The organism is Achromobacter dolens (assembly GCF_902859745.1).
Taxonomy (GTDB): Bacteria; Pseudomonadota; Gammaproteobacteria; order Burkholderiales; family Burkholderiaceae_B; genus Achromobacter; species Achromobacter dolens.
Genome location: NZ_CADIJW010000026.1, coordinates 1 through 17,452 on the forward strand (window position 1 = coordinate 1; position 17,452 = coordinate 17,452).

Annotated in this window: 18 protein-coding genes; 9 read left to right on the forward strand and 9 right to left on the reverse strand. The window is 63.2% G+C overall.

The features are described 5' to 3' along the window. Positions 1–2: 2 nt before the first annotated feature. From HV783_RS17830 to HV783_RS17840, 3 genes are all read left to right on the forward strand, one after another. Positions 3–83: an integrase core domain-containing protein gene (locus tag HV783_RS17830; RefSeq protein WP_238924200.1), complete on the forward strand. Its 81-nt coding sequence runs from the start codon at positions 3–5 to the stop codon at positions 81–83. Between the two features lie 87 nt (positions 84–170). Then, on the forward strand, positions 171–1,136 hold the full coding sequence (locus HV783_RS17835; RefSeq protein WP_175189592.1) for a HamA C-terminal domain-containing protein: 966 nt from the start codon (positions 171–173) through the stop codon (positions 1,134–1,136). Further along, positions 1,133–3,778 carry a DEAD/DEAH box helicase gene (locus HV783_RS17840; RefSeq protein WP_175189593.1) on the forward strand — a complete coding sequence of 882 codons (2,646 nt, stop codon included), beginning with the start codon at positions 1,133–1,135 and terminating at the stop codon, positions 3,776–3,778. The genes HV783_RS17835 and HV783_RS17840 overlap by 4 nt, the downstream gene beginning before the upstream one ends. A gap of 279 nt (positions 3,779–4,057) precedes the next feature. On the opposite strand, the gene HV783_RS17845 is transcribed toward HV783_RS17840, so the two are convergent. Continuing rightward, on the reverse strand, positions 4,058–4,360 hold the full coding sequence (locus tag HV783_RS17845; protein ID WP_049076473.1) for an addiction module antidote protein: 303 nt from the start codon (positions 4,358–4,360) through the stop codon (positions 4,058–4,060). Beyond that, on the reverse strand, positions 4,357–4,752 hold the full coding sequence (locus HV783_RS17850) for a type II toxin-antitoxin system RelE/ParE family toxin (protein WP_269465443.1): 396 nt from the start codon (positions 4,750–4,752) through the stop codon (positions 4,357–4,359). Before HV783_RS17850 ends, HV783_RS17845 begins: the two co-directional genes overlap by 4 nt. Before the next feature lie 59 nt (positions 4,753–4,811). On the opposite strand from HV783_RS17850, the gene HV783_RS17855 reads away from it, so the two are divergent. Then, positions 4,812–5,078, forward strand: coding sequence for a hypothetical protein (locus HV783_RS17855; protein WP_175189594.1), 267 nt, complete (start codon positions 4,812–4,814; stop codon positions 5,076–5,078). Positions 5,079–5,135: 57 nt separating this feature from the next. Here the strand turns inward: HV783_RS17855 and HV783_RS17860 are convergent, their stop codons facing one another. Beyond that, on the reverse strand, positions 5,136–5,459 hold the full coding sequence (locus HV783_RS17860; RefSeq protein ID WP_049076479.1) for a YXWGXW repeat-containing protein: 324 nt from the start codon (positions 5,457–5,459) through the stop codon (positions 5,136–5,138). Between the two features lie 293 nt (positions 5,460–5,752). Here HV783_RS17860 and HV783_RS17865 point away from each other — a divergent pair, with 293 nt between their 5' ends. Together HV783_RS17865 and HV783_RS17870 are read left to right on the forward strand one after the other, a co-directional pair. Then, a complete protein-coding gene (locus HV783_RS17865) occupies positions 5,753–6,769 on the forward strand; it encodes an amino acid ABC transporter substrate-binding protein (RefSeq protein WP_175189595.1) in 1,017 nt (338 codons plus the stop codon). Positions 6,770–6,966: 197 nt separating this feature from the next. Continuing rightward, on the forward strand, positions 6,967–7,248 hold the full coding sequence (locus tag HV783_RS17870; protein ID WP_006385706.1) for a peptidylprolyl isomerase: 282 nt from the start codon (positions 6,967–6,969) through the stop codon (positions 7,246–7,248). Positions 7,249–7,354: 106 nt separating this feature from the next. Here HV783_RS17870 and HV783_RS17875 read toward each other — a convergent pair whose 3' ends face one another. From HV783_RS17875 to HV783_RS17895, 5 genes are all read right to left on the reverse strand, one after another. Further along, entirely contained in the window at positions 7,355–8,434 is a 1,080-nt protein-coding gene (locus HV783_RS17875) for a hypothetical protein (RefSeq protein WP_064524993.1), read from the reverse strand. Positions 8,435–8,601: 167 nt separating this feature from the next. Next, positions 8,602–9,372, reverse strand: a complete 771-nt coding sequence (locus HV783_RS17880) for an ATP-binding cassette domain-containing protein (RefSeq protein ID WP_175189596.1) — start codon at positions 9,370–9,372, stop codon at positions 8,602–8,604. 45 nt (positions 9,373–9,417) lie between these two features. Then, the gene (locus HV783_RS17885; protein WP_175189597.1) at positions 9,418–10,377 is read right to left on the reverse strand and encodes a sugar ABC transporter substrate-binding protein; all 960 of its coding nucleotides are present in this window, start codon (positions 10,375–10,377) and stop codon (positions 9,418–9,420) included. A 14-nt stretch (positions 10,378–10,391) separates the two neighbouring features. Further along, complete coding sequence (locus HV783_RS17890; RefSeq protein WP_175189613.1) at positions 10,392–11,336, reverse strand: ABC transporter permease; 945 nt, start codon at positions 11,334–11,336, stop codon at positions 10,392–10,394. 147 nt (positions 11,337–11,483) lie between these two features. Then, positions 11,484–13,055: a xylulokinase gene (locus tag HV783_RS17895; protein ID WP_254603937.1), complete on the reverse strand. Its 1,572-nt coding sequence runs from the start codon at positions 13,053–13,055 to the stop codon at positions 11,484–11,486. A 267-nt stretch (positions 13,056–13,322) separates the two neighbouring features. Between HV783_RS17895 and kce the strand changes: the two genes are divergently transcribed. The 3 genes from kce to HV783_RS17910 are packed head-to-tail and all read left to right on the forward strand — an operon-like array spanning position 13,323 to position 16,364. Beyond that, the gene (kce, locus tag HV783_RS17900) at positions 13,323–14,258 is read left to right on the forward strand and encodes a 3,5-dioxohexanoate:acetyl-CoA acetone transferase (RefSeq protein WP_049076490.1); all 936 of its coding nucleotides are present in this window, start codon (positions 13,323–13,325) and stop codon (positions 14,256–14,258) included. Positions 14,259–14,314: 56 nt separating this feature from the next. Continuing rightward, positions 14,315–15,514 (forward strand): ABC transporter substrate-binding protein, encoded by a 1,200-nt coding sequence (locus HV783_RS17905; RefSeq protein ID WP_063587942.1) that lies wholly within the window; start codon positions 14,315–14,317, stop codon positions 15,512–15,514. Positions 15,515–15,545: 31 nt separating this feature from the next. After that, a complete protein-coding gene (locus tag HV783_RS17910) occupies positions 15,546–16,364 on the forward strand; it encodes an SDR family oxidoreductase (RefSeq protein ID WP_175189598.1) in 819 nt (272 codons plus the stop codon). Positions 16,365–16,419: 55 nt separating this feature from the next. Here the strand turns inward: HV783_RS17910 and HV783_RS17915 are convergent, their stop codons facing one another. Then, positions 16,420–17,349, reverse strand: a complete 930-nt coding sequence (locus HV783_RS17915; protein WP_054500544.1) for a LysR family transcriptional regulator — start codon at positions 17,347–17,349, stop codon at positions 16,420–16,422. Positions 17,350–17,452 lie beyond the last annotated feature (103 nt).

The window sequence follows — 17,452 nt, forward strand, 5'->3', positions numbered from 1 at the left end:
GGATACGCTTTTATAACCACCGGCGCCCGCACCAGGCGCTCGGCATGAAGACCCCGGCTGAGGCATTTGCATTAGCCGCTTAAACTGAGCAGGTTCTGCTGGGTCATTACATATACGACAAAGCTCGATAGCCAAACCACAACGAATCTTACGAAAGAAAGAGGGCGAAAGTGAATGATTCATCAGGTGCGCCGTTTGAGAGACTGTTAGATACGATCGACGGTTTGGACAACGTCTTAAAAGAAGTTGATGCCAACCCTCAACTTCACCAGCCGCGCCTGCTGTTCTTGAGAATGCAAGCAGATGAACCCCAAGTTGATGCCTTGGCAGAATTGTTGACTGACTTGCTCGTGGACTATGCAATTCCGTTGAAAAAACGACGAAAAGCTAATGAAATTGGCAATGCCTCAACAACCGGGGGCAGCACAGCGATGCATATGCGTCTCTATCGTGAAGCTAAGCGTTTGCTCATCGAATATGAGAAGGCCAATCAAGGACGCTATGGGGAGCTTGGAGAGTTATTGTCTTACGCCATCGCCGTTCGCTACCTAGGTGCAGCGCAAATTGGGTCAAAAATGGCCCTCAAAACTGCTCAAGGCATGCCTGTCCATGGTGCAGATGGTCTTCATGCAAGAGCCAATTCCGACGGAACAGTTACATTTTTCGTGCTTGAGTCAAAGGTCATGCCAGACGCAACTGATGCGTCCAGAGATATGGTTGCTTCGATTGCAGAATATCGAGCCGACCGGTCTAAAAAACTCAATGAACTCAGACTAATCAATGACCTTTCAAATCTGGATGCCCTTGTTGGAGAGCAGCGCGACGCAGCCAAGTCTTTCTTCAATGCATACGAGGGTAGTGGAGAGCATCTTAGACGCAGAGATGTCCATGTGGGCAGTTTGGTTTTCAGCGAAATAGCTTATCAAGACCGGCTACCTATAGATCATCAAAAGCCGATATCTATCCACGAAGATAATTTCGCAAAAAATTACACGGCAAAACATCCCCGATTCAAAGCCAACCTTGAACGGCAGGCTAGCGCTAAGAACCTTGACCTTGGCCACTGTATCGTCTTTCTTATTGCCGTACCGGATATAAACGAGCTCAAGCGGATCTTTTCGGAACTAAATAAATGATAAGCTTTGCATCAGAGCTCTCTAATGACATTCGTCTAAATTCCTCATTTTGGAAAGATCTAGCCTCACTTCGAGCTGTAGGTATACGTACCACCCTCCTCGCTGAAAATTCTAAAGACTTAATCGTTGTGGAGCCGAGAGTAAATGGTCCTCTCCTAGAGCGTGAAGCCTTGGTTAGACTGCTGAACTCTGCAAGTATATTTGCGCAAGCTGAGGACGAGGTGAGCCACGATCTTGCACAGCAAATCGCGGTTTTTGCCTCTCTTGCTTCCGACGAAACAGATGTTCATGATGCTGCGGTACACATCCTTACTGGCCTAGGAAATTTTCCTGGTTTATCAAAAATTGACAGTGCAATCTCAGAAAGCCCTAGACTCCAAACACGCATACGCAATGCTCTATTACGCGAACTGAATTCAGTAGAAATGGCGGGGAAGCGGGTTGCTTTGACCGAGTTTCAGCTTGATGTGTGGGAAAGTCTGCGATCTCAGCTTTCAACAGCAGTATCGGCCCCTACATCCGCTGGCAAATCTTTTGTCGTGATGGAATACCTCTGCGAGAGTGCTATCGCTGCAGATTCTTATACGGCACTCTACATTGCTCCTACGCGCGCTTTACTGGCGGAAATCCAGGGAAAACTTGAGAAGCGCTTGGCATCTGTTAGCGCCAAGCTCCGGGTTACAACTGTTCCAGTACTTGATCCTGAAAGACGGCCGAAGCAAATATATGTGCTGACCCAAGAGCGAGCACAACTATTGCTTTCTACTGTAGACGTCAGTGGGCTCATAAACCTGGTAATTATCGACGAGGCTCAAGCCATTGGCGAGGACAGCCGCGGAATGATTCTCCAGGATGCGGTGGAAAAAATTCGAACAGCGAATCCAAACGCACGCTTCCTATTTCTCGCTCCAGGAGCAAGCGGCTTTGAGCTTGTCGGAAATAGTGTCGGTATTTCTGACCTCCAAATTAAGGAGACCGGACTGTCGCCGGTTGTCCAGAATCGTATCAGCGTACGCTTCCCTATCGAAAACGAGCACTTGGTAGAACTTAATCTGGTGACCCCGGAAAATTTTGACCACATTGGCTCTTATACATTCGACCGTGGTTTTGCCCTTTCAAATGACGCGAAGCTTGCAGCCGTTGCCGAAGAGTTTGGCGCTTCTGGTAGGTCGCTCGTATATGCCACGGGTGCCAAAAACGCCGAAGACTTGACATCACTAATTGCTCTAAACCGAAACGACAAGGATTCCGCGTCCCTGAAGGAACTAGCAAAATTTGTAGAAAAGCATATCCACAAGCAGTATTCACTGTCGCAATTCATACGGCGTGGAGTTGCTTTTCACTATGGCAATATGCCCAGTCTTCTACGAGAAGGAATTGAAGCCAGTTTTCGTGAAGGTGAACTTGACTATCTATGCTGCACAACGACACTTTTCCAAGGCGTCAATTTGCCGGCAAGAAATGTTTTTATTGACACACCTACCCGAGGAAATAGGGGTGAACCTCTTGATGAAGCTGCGCTTTGGAACTTTGCAGGGCGTGCCGGCCGGCTAGGCGAAGAGGTCGTCGGAAACGTCTTCCTAGTCAACTACGAAAACTGGGATACACAGCCCTTAACCACGCGTAGACCGTTCAAAATGAAGGTTGCGTTTAAGGATGCCATAGAAGAAGGCTTCGATGAAGTTGTTGATGTTCTAGAAGCAGCAAGCCAATCAAGCATTAGCGAAGATCGGAATGGAGCAGATGACCGCATTACAGCAGCAGCTGGCCTCGTACTATTTCGGACAGCTCAAGGAAGCCTAGACTCGCTTTTAGACAGAGCCGACTTAAATCTCACCCAGGTACAAAAAACACACCTTACAGAAAGAGCTGATCGCGCGCTCTCACACCTTGGCTTACCTCTCGAGGTTCTGAATAGTAGCTGGATGATTGATCCTGTCGCGTTAGCAAGCTTATTGAAAAGACAGAGAGAGTTGATCCGCAAGAGCGAGTTCAGTAAGCTCCTGCCTGTAAATCCATCAAATGATTCATATGCCGTATATAACAGCATATTTCGACGCATGTACAAGCACCTTGGCGGCCTTACTCTCAGCGGGGATGAAGGTAAGCGGTCACGTAGCTTTGTCAACCATGTTACCGTTACCGCGATTAAATGGATGCGGGGCGAGCCTCTTACCCAGTTAGTTCATGAGGCAGTCAAATATAAACTGTCAGTTGCCAAAAAGTCACCTAGGTCAAAGCCTGAGCAAGCTATTGTGGACTCTGCCATCCGCGACATGTTCACTCTTATTGAGCAGACCATTAGGTTTAGGCTCGTTCAATGGGCAAAGGCTTATGTAGACCTCCTCAAATTCGCACTTGCTGCTGAGGGCCGTTCCGACATGGTGCCCGGGGTTTATGATTTTGCGCTTGCCTTGGAACTTGGAGTTTCAACTACAACAGGCAGGTCTCTCGTCGAATTCGGGCTATCACGAATTACAGCATCGGCGATTGCGAGCTTGATTACTGATTCATCTCTCCCACCCGAAAAAGTCAAGGCGTGGATTCGCGCTCAACCTGAGGAGTTACTATCTCAGTTGTCAGAACTAATAATTTCCGAGCTACGGGCCAAGGACTTACTTCCTACAAGTACTGTTAATTAATATAAATAGCTCTCTCCTGTATTGTGCCGAAATTTCGGTACAGTACAGGTACAGCGCCCAGTTTTCACCAATTCAGTTAAAATACGCTAACCTACTGATTTTAAACTGATCGTACCTATTTCAACCTTCACTAGATTTCGCCCCATTTCTCTGTAGAAGCACTGTAAAACACCGACTCAAAATCCCCCGCCGCAAGGCGTGCCGGTTCGATTCCGGCCCCGGGCACCAGATTGAAAAAGCCGCTCCTGCTACGCAGAGCGGCTTTTTGTTTGCGCGGCGCTATGCGTGCGCGGTGTCCTTGCCCTTGGCGACGGCGGTGAGCGATACGCCCAATGCATCCATGACCCGGCGCAGCGTCAGGTAGCTTGGGTTGGCGCCCGGCGCGAGCACGCGGTAAAGGTTCGTGCGCGCCAGGCCGGTCTCCTTCGCAATGGCCCCGATACCGCGCGCGCGGGCAACATCGCCAAGCGCCTGGAGAAAAGCGTCCGGATCGGGATCGGCCGCCGCGTCCGCCAGGTAATGCGCAATGGTCTCGTCATCGGCCAGATAATTCGCCGGATCGAAATCACGCAACTGGGTCATTTGAATGCCTTCCCTTTGAGTTCGGCCCATAGCCGCTTCGCGGTCGCAATGTCGCGCGCCTGGGACTTCTTGTCGCCACCGCACAGCAGCAAGTACAGGTCCTGCCCCTGGCGGCGGTAATAGACCCGATAACCAGCGCCCGCGTCGATCCGCATTTCACTGATGCCGTCACCAACGGGCGCTATATCGCCGAAATGCCCGGCCATTGCACGGGCCAGCCGACGCAAGATCAGCGCCTTGGCCCGCATGTCCCGCAACCCCAAGATCCATCTTGAAAAAACGTCGGTTTCGCGGAACCTCAACATTTCAGCATTGTCGCTCAAAAGGGATAAAAGCCCAACTGCATATGGCGCAAAGACGCGCAGCGCGCCATCCGCGACAGGAAAGCGCATGAGCCGCCCGGGCCATCAACTTGCAGAGTAAGCTCCCCGACAAGCACGGAGACCTCGACATGGACATTTACGAGCGCCCTTTCGATTGGGTGTCCGCGACCGAAGGGAGAGCCCGATTCGCCGGGGGCATCCGCAGCTGGGACGAACGCGGACACGACATCTATGCGGCCGATGTGGATGGCAAGGTCATGTATGGCGAGATCGCCAGGACCTTTCTTCCCAACCAGGACGACTTCAACATATCCAGATCGTGTCGTTCGGCTATGGCGTGCGCGAACACGTCGGCATGCCGCGGCCGGCCGGCGCGCCGGCGCGAGCGATCATGATCCGCGCGGAGCTTCCCTCCGCCTGAGCGTGATCATTGCTTCACGCCAGGCGCGATCTCAATACCGCCCCCAACGCCCCTCGTAATACACCCAATGCCCATGCCGCTGGCGCCACTCGGGACGGTGATACACATAGCCCGGCCGCGCCGGTAACCAGGCGCCCTCGATCCAGGCATGGCGGCCGCCGACCCATTCCCAATGGCCCGGCGCCCACACATAGCCCACGCGCGGCGGCGGCACGACTTCCACCCGGGGCGGCGGCGGCGCCACGTCGATGCTGATGGCCACGCCGGCCTGCGCGACGCCGGGCACGGCGAGCGCCCCCAGGGACAGGACCGCCGCGGCACCCGCGGTCATGGCGGCTTTGACTAGACTCTTCATGATGCATCTCCCTCGCAATCGCGTCAGCCGATGCGGACGCGGTGAGGGCAGTGTGCGCGGAAGGAATTATCGAAATGGTTACGCGTCGGGGGCAGACGGTTTCAGTGGATTTCCGCAGTAGCGCTCCTCACGCCAGCGGCCCGCGCCGGCGCCATCCGGCCCCGTAAATTCCGCCCAGTGGATTTAACGGGAATTCCCTGATTCTCCGCCCCAGGCCCGGCCGATACCATTCGCCGCATTTCCGCCTGTCGGCGGACATAGACCCATAAGTTGCGCGCCCGCGCGGAGACACCATGAAAGCACTGACTACCGTCGCGGCAGGCGCCGCGCTTCTTCTCTCGTCGTGGGGCGCCAGCGCGGGCGCGACGTTCGAGAACGTCAAGAACAAAGGCTTCGTGCAGTGCGGCGTGTCCACCGGCGTGGCCGGCTTCTCGGTCAACGACAGCAAGGGCGGCTGGACGGGCCTGGACGTGGACCTGTGCCGCGCGCTGGCCGTGACCATGTTCGGCGATGCCTCCAAGTCGAAGATCATGGCCGTCAGCGCGGTGCAGCGCTTCACCGCGCTGCAGTCCGGCGAAGTCGACGTCCTGCCGCGCAACACCACCCTGGTCATGACGCGCGACACCACGTTGGGCCTGATCGGCGTGGGCGTGAACTACTACGACAGCCAGGGCATCATGGTGAACAAGTCGCTGAACGTGAAAAGCGCCAAGGAGCTGGACGGCGCCACCGTCTGCGTGCAGCCCGGCACCACCACCGAACTGAATCTGTCCGACTGGTTCCGCTCGCAGAACATCGCCTTCAAGCCGGTGGTGGTCGAGCGCATGGATGAAATCGTCCGCGCCTTCGCGGTGGGCCGCTGCGACGCCTTCACCGGCGACAAGTCGCAACTGGCCGCGGCCCGCACCAATCTCGAAAACCCCGAGAAATACGACATCCTGCCGGAGAACTTCTCCAAGGAACCGCTGGGCCCCATGGTGCGCCAGGGCGACGAGCAATGGTTCAACGTGGTCCGCTGGACCCTGTTCGCGATGCTGGAAGCCGAGGAGTACGGCGTCACCTCGAAGAACGTGGACGAGATGCTCAAGAGCACTAACCCCAACGTGCAACGCCTGCTGGGCGTGACGCCGGGAATGGGCAAGAACCTGGGCGTGGACGACAAGTGGGCCTACAACGTCATCAAGCAGATCGGCAATTATGGCGAGAGCTTCGAGAAGAATCTGGGCGCCAGCAGCCCGCTGGAGCTGGCGCGGGGGTTGAACGCGTCGTATCGGAATGGCGGGTTGATGTATGGGTGGCCGGTGCGGTAAGACGGCTATCCGACAGGACGAGCGGGCGCGCAGAGCGCCCGTTTTCTTGGGCGCCCTGCTGCCATCCATTCCAAGATGTAAGCACAGCCCACCAAGCGCCGGCCGCGTCCTGAACCCCGTTTATGATGGCGTCGTAGCGAGTCCGCCCAAATGCGTTACTCTCCCCACCCCAATCATTCCCCCGCAAGGAGCCCAACATGGCACAAGCCTCCGCCCGCCACATCCTGGTTTCGACCGAAGCCAAGGCCAACGAACTGAAGACCGCCATCGAAAACGGCGCCGACTTCGCCCAACTGGCCAAGGAAAACTCGAGCTGCCCGTCGAGCCGCGACGGCGGCAACCTGGGCACGTTCGGCCCGGGCCAGATGGTCAAGGAATTCGACACCGTGGTGTTCAGCGCCCCGGTCGGCGAAGTCCAGGGCCCGGTGAAGACCCAGTTCGGTTACCACCTGGTCGAAGTGACCAGCCGCAAGGACTGAGTCCTCGCCTGAGCAGGCCAAGAGTCCGTCGCCGGCGCATCGCCGGCGGCGGTTTTTTTTGGAGCGGCAAAACGGCCCGCGGCGCAGCCGCAAGCCTGCCCACCCCCTACAGCAGATACAACCGGAACGGATACGCGTAGTAGATCTGCTCGGTGCGATTCACCTTGCCCTCGAACTCCTGGTAGATCCGCTTGCGAGCGCGATACAGCGCTTCCATGGGCGCCTCGCCCTGGCGCGCGCCGCCGAAGAAGTAGCGCAGCATCAGGGTCGAGGAATGGCCCGCCTCGTTGCTGATGATGGGAGCCAGGTAGTGCCGGGCGCCGCACCGGCGCGCGGCGTCGATGAAAGCCTTGCTCATGCCCAGTTGGCTCGCGTCGAGATAGACCAGATCGAAAGCGGCGCCCTGCAGGTCCTTGGGGTACATGTCGTCCTCGCCCAGGCCGATGGCATCGTTCTCGTCTTTTTCCGGCCGCCCCCAGGTGGGGCTGACGACGCCTTCGCCGCTGATCAGCAGGAAATCATAGCGGCTGCGCGCGAACATGTCGGGCGTGGCGGTCGTGGTGAGCTGGAAGGCCGAGCCGGGGTAGAGGCGGCGCACGTCGCCGGTGCCGTCGTCGGGATCGGTCTGCGGGTCCCTCAGGATCAAGCCCCGAGCCTCGGGACCGAAGGCGACGGCGCGCGGACGCGCGCCGGCAATCGCGGGCGCGGCGGGTGACAGGCGGGATCCGGGCGCGGCGCTGTCCTCTGACATTCCGGCCGTCGCCAGGAATCGGAACGCGACCGGCTTCTGGACAAACAACGGCGTGCCGTCAACCGGCAGCAGATCGAGCGCGAAGTGCATCGAAGTCGGCTGGATCTCGAAGATGACGCACGGCGCCTTGCGCAGCGCGGGCAGCAGGGGTCCCAGCAGTTCATGCGACAAGACCGCCATGCGCGCGTCAAACCGGCCGTCGAGGCGCCGGTTTTCTTCCAGCATGTCGTAGACGCGGCGGAACTCCTTGGACAGGAGCGCGGCCGACCGCTCGGGGACGACGGTCTGCGTGGTCGCGTCGTAATCCGATTGCAGCGTCAGGCGGTCGTCCTGCTGTTGCAACACGATACGCATGCAACGGGCCGGTGAAACAGCGGCGCCCGCCGTCATCGCGGCGGCGGCGCCCGGCAGCGCCAGGGCGCAGGTCAGCAGCAAGACGCCCGCGGCACGTGAGCGCAGCGGGCGTCGAGGCGGGCGGCCGACACGAAAGACGGCGTAGGGAGTCATTGATGCGGCATTCGGGAACGAGATACGCCAATGCTACGCAGGATCCGTGTGAAGGTCTGTGAAGTTTGCTCCTGACTTTGTCCGCGCCCGGACGGTCAGGCCTTGCCCGTCATCACCATGTGCGCCAGCGCGTCGGCGTCCAGCCCCGCCACGTCGCGCTCCACGACCTTGACGCCGCTCTTGAGAATCGCGACGCGGTCGGCCAGCGCGACCACGTCCGCCATGTTGTGGCTGATCAGGATGACGGTGCGCCCTTCCTCGCGCAGCTTGCGCACCAGGTTCAGGACCAGCGCGGTTTCCTTGACGCCGAGCGCGGCGGTGGGCTCGTCCATGATGACGACGCGCGCATCCCAGCGCAGCGCCCGCGCGATGGCCACGGCCTGACGCTGGCCGCCCGACATGCGTTCGACGGGGCGGTCCATGTCGTCGATCGGCACCGACAGGCGTTGCAGGTAGCCGCGCGCCTCCTGCGCCATGCGGCGCTTGTCGAGCACGCGCAGCGGGCCGATGCGGCGCACCAGTTCGGCGCCCATGAAGACGTTTTCCCAGATGGACAGGCGCGGCGCCAGCGCCAGGTCCTGGTAGATGGTGGCGATGCCCTGCGCCAGCGCGTCATGCGGCGAGCCGAACACCACCGGCTTGCCATCCAGGCTCAACTCGCCGCCCGTGGGCGCCTGGGCGCCCGAAATGATGCGGATCAGCGTGGACTTGCCGGCGCCGTTGTCGCCGCAGATGGCCATGACGCGGCCCGCCGGCACCTCCAGGTCGACGCCCTTCAGGGCCGCGACGGCGCCGTAGGACTTGCGGACTTGGCGAAGCGATAGCGCGGCGGGCGGAGCGGCGGTCATGGTGGCGGAAGCGGACATGAATGATACGGCGGCGGGCGGCGCGGCACGCCGCCTGCCGTGGGCCTATTTGGCGGGGGTCAGGAATTTCTGCACGTTGCTGGCATCGACCAGCACCGAGTCCATGAACAGGTAGGGGCCGGACGCGATCTTGTCCTTGGGTTCCTTCTTGACGACGATGCGGTCAATCGCGTCGACGGCGGTGACGCCCAACTGCTCGAACGGAATCATCATGGTGGCGGTGATGAGGCTGTTGGGATCGGCGATGCGGCGATAGGTCTCCGGGCCGCCGTCGACCGACACCAGCGTGATGTCGCCCTTCTTCATGCCTTGCGCCTGCAGCAGGTCGTCAATCACGTAGGCCTGGCCGTCGAACGAGGCCCAGACGCCCTTGAACTGCCCCTGGTTGCGCAGGAACAGCGCCTGCATGCCGTTGCGCACGTCGTCGCGCCAGCTTTGCGTGCGCGCCATGCTGAACTTGGCCAGGTCCTTGACGGCGGTGTTTTCCGACAGCACCGCGTCGAGCATCTTGCCGCGGATGCGGGTGCCGGAATTGCCGTCGAAGCGGGCCGACAGGATGTTGCCCTGGTAGCCCATCTTGCCCAGCAGGTACAGCACCGATTGCGCGCCGGTGGCGTATTCATTGACCTCGACGTCGAACAGCATGTGCGGGCTGGCGCCGGACATGACGCCGACGACGGCGATGCCTTTTTCCTTGGCGGCCTGCAACTGGGCGTCGGTCTCGACCGGCTTGCCCATGGCGATGACGATGGCGTCGACCTTCTTGTTGACCAGCGTGTCGAGCTGCTCGGCCAGCTTGGGCAGCGAGCCTTCGGCGTTCAACTGCGTCACGGTCCAGCCCTTGGCGTGGGCGGCCTCGGCGGCGGCGTTGGCGGCGCGCGCATGGGTCTCCGAGGACATCTGGAAGGCCACCACGCCGACGTCGAAGGCGTGCGCGGCGCTGGCCGCCAGCGCCTGCGCGGCAAACGCGCCCAGCAGCAACGTGCGCTTGATGAATCGGTTCATGCTGTTTCCCCTTCCTATCCGAATTTGAAGGCCGCTTTCTTGAGCACGGCCGATGACACCGCGACGGACGCGACGATGATGAAGCCCAGGACGATGTCCTGCACGTAATAGGCTGCGCCCATCAGCACCAGGCCGTTGCCCAGGACCTTGAGGATCAGCGCGGCGACCAGCGTGCCGGGAATGTTGGCATGGCCGGGATTGAACATGGTCATGCCCAGCAGCACGGCGGCGATGGCGTACAGGAAATAGTCGCCGGCCATGTTGGGCGCGGCGGACGACAGGCTGGAGGTCAGCAGCACGGCGGCCAGGCCGGCGCACAGGCCCGACAGCGCCAGGCCGATGCTCTTCATGGCGCGGATGTTGATGCCCGCCAGGCGGGCGGACTCGCCGGCCTCGCCGGTGGCGGTCATGCGGGCGCCGGTGCGGGTCCACTTGACCAGGAAGAAGGCGAGCAGCACCGCGCCCGCCATCCACAGCACCAACGCGGGAATGCCGAAAGGCTTGCCGCGCGCCAGGTCGGTGAACGCGGCGGGCCAGCGGCCCACGTACGAGACGCCGTCCGTCAGCATGAAGGCGAAGCCGCGCGCCATGGCGGCCATGCCGAGCGTGGCGATCAGGGAGGGCACCCGCAGCCGGGTGACGGCAAAGCCATTGAAGAGGCCGCAGAAGAGGCCGACGCCCAGGCCGGCGGCAATCGCCAGCAGCACGGGTTGGCCGGTATGCACCAGGGCGCCGGTGACCACGGCGGCCAGGCTGGCCACGTCGGCCACGGACAGGTCCAGTTCCGCGGTCACCAGCGCCAGCGTGAAGCCGATGGCGATGATGGCCAGGAAGCTGGTTTCCTTGGCGATGTTCAGCAGGTTGCCGGGCGCGGCGAAATTCGGGGCGGCTATCGCGAAAAAGCCCACCAGGACCAATCCCGCGATTGCCGTACCGTACTTTTCCAGGATGCCGCGCATCGACTCGCCCTTGCTGCATGTGATTGATGGCGGGGCGTCCACCATGCCGCGCCCGCCGGCCGGATCGTGGTCCGGGCCTGTGGCGTCGTAGTGTATACCCGGCACACGCGCGCCGGCAGCGCGGCGCGCCGGATCGCGCCTAGGGTTTTACCCCAGCCGCAGCGCCGTCAATGCATGCGACACGGGCGCCAGCGCGGCTTCGGCGGCGCGGAACTGGGCATATAGGGCCCGATAATCGGCGAGCCGATCGGCGCGAGGCGCGTAGCGCCGGGCGACGCGCGCCAGCGCATCCTGCGCCGCCGCGAAGCTGGCGTAACGCCCCACCCCGGTCCAGGCCGTGGCCGCCGCGCCAAGAATGCCGGGCTGGTCGGCCTGGCCGACGATGACGGGACGCTCGCAGATGTCTGCCTTGGCCTGGCACCACCGCGGATTGGACGCGGCGCCGCCGCCGAAACGGATTTCGGCCACGGGCTGGCCCAGCGCCGCCTCGGCGCGCTCCAGCACGATGCGGTTCAGGAACGCCACGCCTTCCAGCACGGCCCAGGCCAGGTCGCCCGGGCCATGGCGCCGGTTCAGGCCGACAAAGGCGCCGCGCAGATGCGGATCCCAGTACGGCACGCGCTCGCCCTGCAGGTACGGCAGGAACAGCGCCGGCTGCGGATCGCGCGGCGCGCCCAGCAGGGCATCCATCGCCGGGCCGACGCCGGCCATGCCTTCAGCGCCCAGGCGGCCCAGCAAAGGCAACAGCCAGGCAATGGTGTCGGCGCCATTCTGGCCCGGCCCGCCGACCTGGTGATGGCCGCCGCCCCAATCCACGGTCATCAGGCCCTCGGCATGCACCGGCTCGGCGCCCACCGCGCCGAACACTTCGGTGGTGCCCGAGATGTTGTAGGCATACCCCGGGCGCAACGCGCCCAGGCCGGCGACGGCGGCCCAGGTGTCGTTGGCGCAGGCAATCACGGGACGGCCTGCCAGGCGGGCCAGCGCGCCCGGCAGGCCGGACCGCACCGGGCCGACGGTGTCCAGGGGATCGAGCAGGTCGGGCACCCAGGCGGGGTCGGCGCCAATGGCGGTGAGCAGGTCGGTGGCGGGCGCCGCCGGAGCCGGCACCTCCGCAACAGCCGGGGACGCCGGCCCGGCGTATATCGGAACAGGGGACGCCGCAGCCGCCAGGCGAGCCAGCGAAACCGTGTCGCTGGCCACACGGCCGGTCAGGCGCAGATTGAGGTAATCCTTGGGATCCAGCACCGCCCGCACGCGGGCCGCGTGCGCCGGTTCCCTGCGCAGCAACCAGGCGATGCGCGCCCAGGGATGAAAGGCGTTGATCTGTCCGATTTCCGGATGGCCGGCCGGCAGCGACGACAACCATTCGGGCAGGTCCGCCGCCGCCCGCGTATCGCGCCAGGTGATGGCGGGCCGGATGGCCACGCCGTGCGCGTCCACGAACACCTGCGTGCGCGTGACACCGCAGATGGCAATGGCCCGGACCGCGTCGAAAGCCGCCGCGCCGGCCTGCGCCGCCAGGGTGTCCGCCAGCGCCTGCAGGCCGCGCCACCAGGCGTCGGCGTCGATCTCGTCGCAACCGGGCTGAAGCGCGACTCCCGCCGGGCTGTCGATGAAGCAGGAATGGGCGATGCCGCCCTCCCCGTCGACCAGCGCCGCGCGAAAGCGCGTGCCGCCCAGGTCCACCGCGAGGACGTAGTTCACAGGAGCATTCATGACATCGATCGAAAAGGGCAAGGGGACGGGCGCGCCGGAACCGGCATATTACGAAAACGCCCCTTCCGGCGCATCAATGGAAGCGATGGCACGCCCCCCCAGATCCCGCACTTCCCCGTCGACGGCCCGCCCTACGCTGCGCCGCAGCACCGGATTCCCTATCAATTGATAATTTCTGTTCAGGTGACAGCGGCCGGCGGCGTGCGACAGAATGGCCTGCGCCTGGCGGGAGACAGCCGGGCCTTCACATCCAAGAGGTCCAGGCCCATGAAGCCATCCAGGAACAAGGTCATCATCACCTGCGCCATCACCGGCTCGGTCCACACGCCGTCGATGTCGCCCCACCTGCCCGTGACGCCCGACGAAATCGCCCGCTCCGCCATCGAGGCAGCCGAGGCGGGCGCGGCCATCGTGCACTTGCACGCGCGCCGGCCGGACACCGGCCAGCCGACGCAGGACCCGGCGCTGTATGCGCAGTTCCTGCCGCGCATCAAAGCCGCGTCCGATGTGGTGATCAACATCACCACAGGCGGTTCGCCGGTGCTGCCGCTGGCCGACCGCATGGCGCCGGCGCTGCGCTTCAAGCCGGAAGTCGCGTCACTAAACATGGGCTCGATGAACTTCGGCATGTACGAACTGCTGGAGCGCTTCAAGACGTTCTCGCACACTTGGGAACGCCCCTACCTGGAAGGCAGCAACGACCTGATCTTCAAGAACACCTTCAAGGACATCGAGCACATCCTGACATCCTGCGGCGACAACGGCACGCGCTTCGAGATCGAGTGCTACGACATCGGCCACCTGTACACCGCGGCCCATTTCGTCGACCGCAAGCTGCTCAAGCCGCCTTTCCTGATCCAGTCCGTGTTCGGCATCCGGGGCGGCATCGGCACCCACCCCGAGGACGTGATGATGATGAAGCGCACCGCCGACCGCCTGTTTGGCGCCGACTACACCTGGTCGGTGCTGGCGGCCGGACGCAAGCAGACACCGCTGGCCACCATGGCCGCGACGATGGGCGGCAACGTGCGCGTGGGACTGGAAGATTCGCTGTGGGACGGGCCGGGAGAACTGGCGCGGTCCAACGCCGACCAGGTGCGGCGCATCCGCCGCATCCTGGAAGACCTGTCGCTGCAGATCGCCACGCCCGACGAAGCGCGCGCGACCCTGCAACTGAAAGGTGGCCAGGACGTTGCCTTCTGAACCAAGGCGGCGAGGCCATCCACCACAACGAGATCCGCGGGATCGAGGAGACACACATGAAAAAGACACTGTGCGCGGCCGCGCTGGCCGCCGTGCTGGGATGGACGGGCGCGGCCCGGGCCGATGAGGGCGTGATCCGCATCGGCTTCATCACCGACATGTCGGGCCTGTCGGCGGACGCCGATGGTCCCGGCGGCGCCGAGGCCATCAAGATGGCAGTGGCGGACCTGGGCGGCGTGGTGGCGGGCAAGAAGGTCGAGGTGCTGGTGGCCGACCACCAGAACCGCGCCGACATCGCCTCCTCGCGGGCCCGCGAATGGCTCGACCAGAAAGGCGTGAACATGCTGATCGCCGGCGCCAACTCGGCTGCCGCGCTGGCCATGGCCAAGGTGGCCGAAGAGAAGAAGACGCCGTTCTTCGTGGTGAGCGCGGGCGCCTCGGAGCTGACCAATTCGCAATGCACGCCCTACACCGTGCACTATGTCTACGACACCGTGTCGCTGGCGCGCGGCACGGCGCGGGCGATGCTCAAGGAGGGCAACAAGGACTGGTTCTTCCTGACGGTGGACCACGCTTTCGGCCAGGCGCTCGAACGCGATGCCTCGACCGTGGTGCAGGCCGAGGGCGGAACAGTCAAGGGGCGCGTGCGCCATCCGCTGAACACGGCGGACTTCTCGTCCTTCATCCTGCAGGCGCAGGCGTCGGGCGCCTCGGTGCTGGGGCTGGCCAACTCCGCCAGCGACACCAGCAACGCGGTCAAGGCGGCCGCCGAATTCGGGTTGACGCCGAAGATGAAGATCGCCGGCCTGCTGGTGCTGATCACCGACATCCACGCGCTCGGCCTGCCGGCGGCGCAGGGCATGTACCTGACCACGGCGTGGTATTGGGACCAGGACGACGCGTCGCGCCAGTGGGCGGCGCGCTTCGAGGAGAAGATGAAGAAGAAGCCGTCGATGCTGCAGGCCGGCGACTACTCGGCCACCACCACCTACCTGAAGGCCGTGGCCGCCACCGGCAGCACCGATGGCGACACGGTGATGAAGTGGCTGAAGGCCAATCCGGTGAACGACTTCTTCGTGAAAGACGGCAGGATCCGCGCCGACGGCCTGATGGTGCACGACATGTTCCTGATGCAGGTGAAAGCGCCCGCGGAATCGAAGGGGCCTTGGGATTACTACAAACTGGTGGCGCGCGCGCCGGGCGACCAGATCTATACCTCGCCGGCCGAATCGACCTGCCGCCTGATGAAACCCTGATCCCGCGCGGGTCATCCCTGGAGGAACGAGCATGACTGTGAAGAACCCCGTCCCGGCGGACATCGGCGCCCTGCCCGTGGACCTGTCGGGAAAACGCGTCATCGTCACGGCGGGCGCGGCCGGCATCGGCGCGGCCATCGCCAGCGCATTCGCGGCGCGCGGCGCGCGGGTGCATGTGTGCGATGTGGACGAACAGGCGCTCGCGGCCTGCCCGCATCCCCATTCGCGCGCCGACGTGAGCCGGCGCGATGAGATCGAGCGCTACATGGGCGAGGCGCTGTCGCACCTGGGCGGACTCGACGTGCTGGTGAACAACGCCGGCATCGCCGGGCCGACCGCCGGCATCGGCGACATCGCCCCGCAGGACCTGGACGCGACGCTGGACATCAACCTGGCCGCGCAGTTCCATACCGTGCGGCATGCGCTGCCGGCGCTGCGCGAGGCGGGCGGCGGCAGCATTATCAATATCAGCTCGGTCGCCGGCCGCATGGGCGTGCCGATGCGCACGCCCTACGCCGCCACCAAGTGGGGCGTGGTCGGCCTGACCCGTTCGCTGGCGGTGGAACTGGGCGGCTACGGCATCCGCGTCAACGCGCTGCTGCCGGGCCTGGTGGCGGGGCCGCGCATCGACCGCGTGATCGCGGCCCGCGCCCGCAACATGGGCGTGACGGTGGCCGAGGAAACCCGGCTCGAACTGGCCGGCGTCAGCCTGGGGCAGTTCGTGCGCGCCGCTGACATCGCCAACATGGCGCTGTTCCTGGCGAGTCCCTTCGGCGCGATGGTCAGCGGACAGGCCATCAGCATCGACGGCGACCTGCAATCGCTGCCGTGGCAACCGCCCGCGGACTGAAGGTCTTCCCCTGCCGCACCGGGGCGCGCGGCCACCGGCGCTCGGCGCCCGGCGCCTAAGCGAGCAACTGGATCGTTTGCTCGTACACCCCGCGTTGCCGTTCGCGGGCGGCCGCGTGCAGCGCCTCGACCAGGCGCTCGCTCGGCTCCTGGCTGGCCGCCTCGTTGCGCGCGATCAACACGAAATCGAACCACTGGCGCGAAGCCAACGGCAGCGCCACCAATTCCGGGTAGGCTGTCGCGATGTCGGCCGCCGACAGCGCGTTGACCATGCTGACACCGCGCACCGCGCATACGGTGCCCGCCAGCAGCGACATATGGGCCCGCATGCCGGAACGCAACTGCATCGACTCGGCGATGTCGCCCTGGGGCATGACGTAGTCGGACCACAAGGGCTGCACGTAGCTATCGGGGCGGATGTCGCCGACCCTCACGACATCGCCACGCGCAAGGCAATGCTCGCGATGCACGATGGCCATGACCTCGGTGCGCAGGAAGGGCCGGAACGCCAGCCGCGCGCTCTGCTGCGACACCGCCCCCAGCCCGAAATCGGCGCGCATGGTGTCGACGGCACTGATCGCCTGCACCGATGACTCCAGATCGAGCGAGAACGGCCTCGTGCCATTGGCTTTAAGGTAGCGGCGCACCGCGTCGGGCGCGTAGGAAAGCGCCAGCGCGGGCGAACAGGCAATGCGCAGCCCGCGGCCACCGAACTGCTCGATGCTGTGCAGCGCCTCGTCGATGCGCACCAATTCATCCAGCACGAACTTGGCCTCGCCGTACAGGTACTGGCCGGCCTCGGTGGGCCGCAGCGTCTTGTGGGAGCGGTCGAACAACTGCACGCCGGTCGACTGTTCGAGCCGCGAGATGGCGTGGCTGACCGCCGGCTGCGTGAGGTGCATGGCCTGCGCGGCCTGCCGGGTGGATCCGGTCATGACCACGGTGTAGAAGATGCGCAGGTCGTGGATGTTGAAATTGCGTTTCATGCGGCGTCGCGGCTCCACTGTTGGCGCGGAGGCTCGCTCCGCCCGATGCCTGATTCTAGGTCGAGAAGACCGCCAAGGGCTGGCGGGCCGGACGGGCAACCGT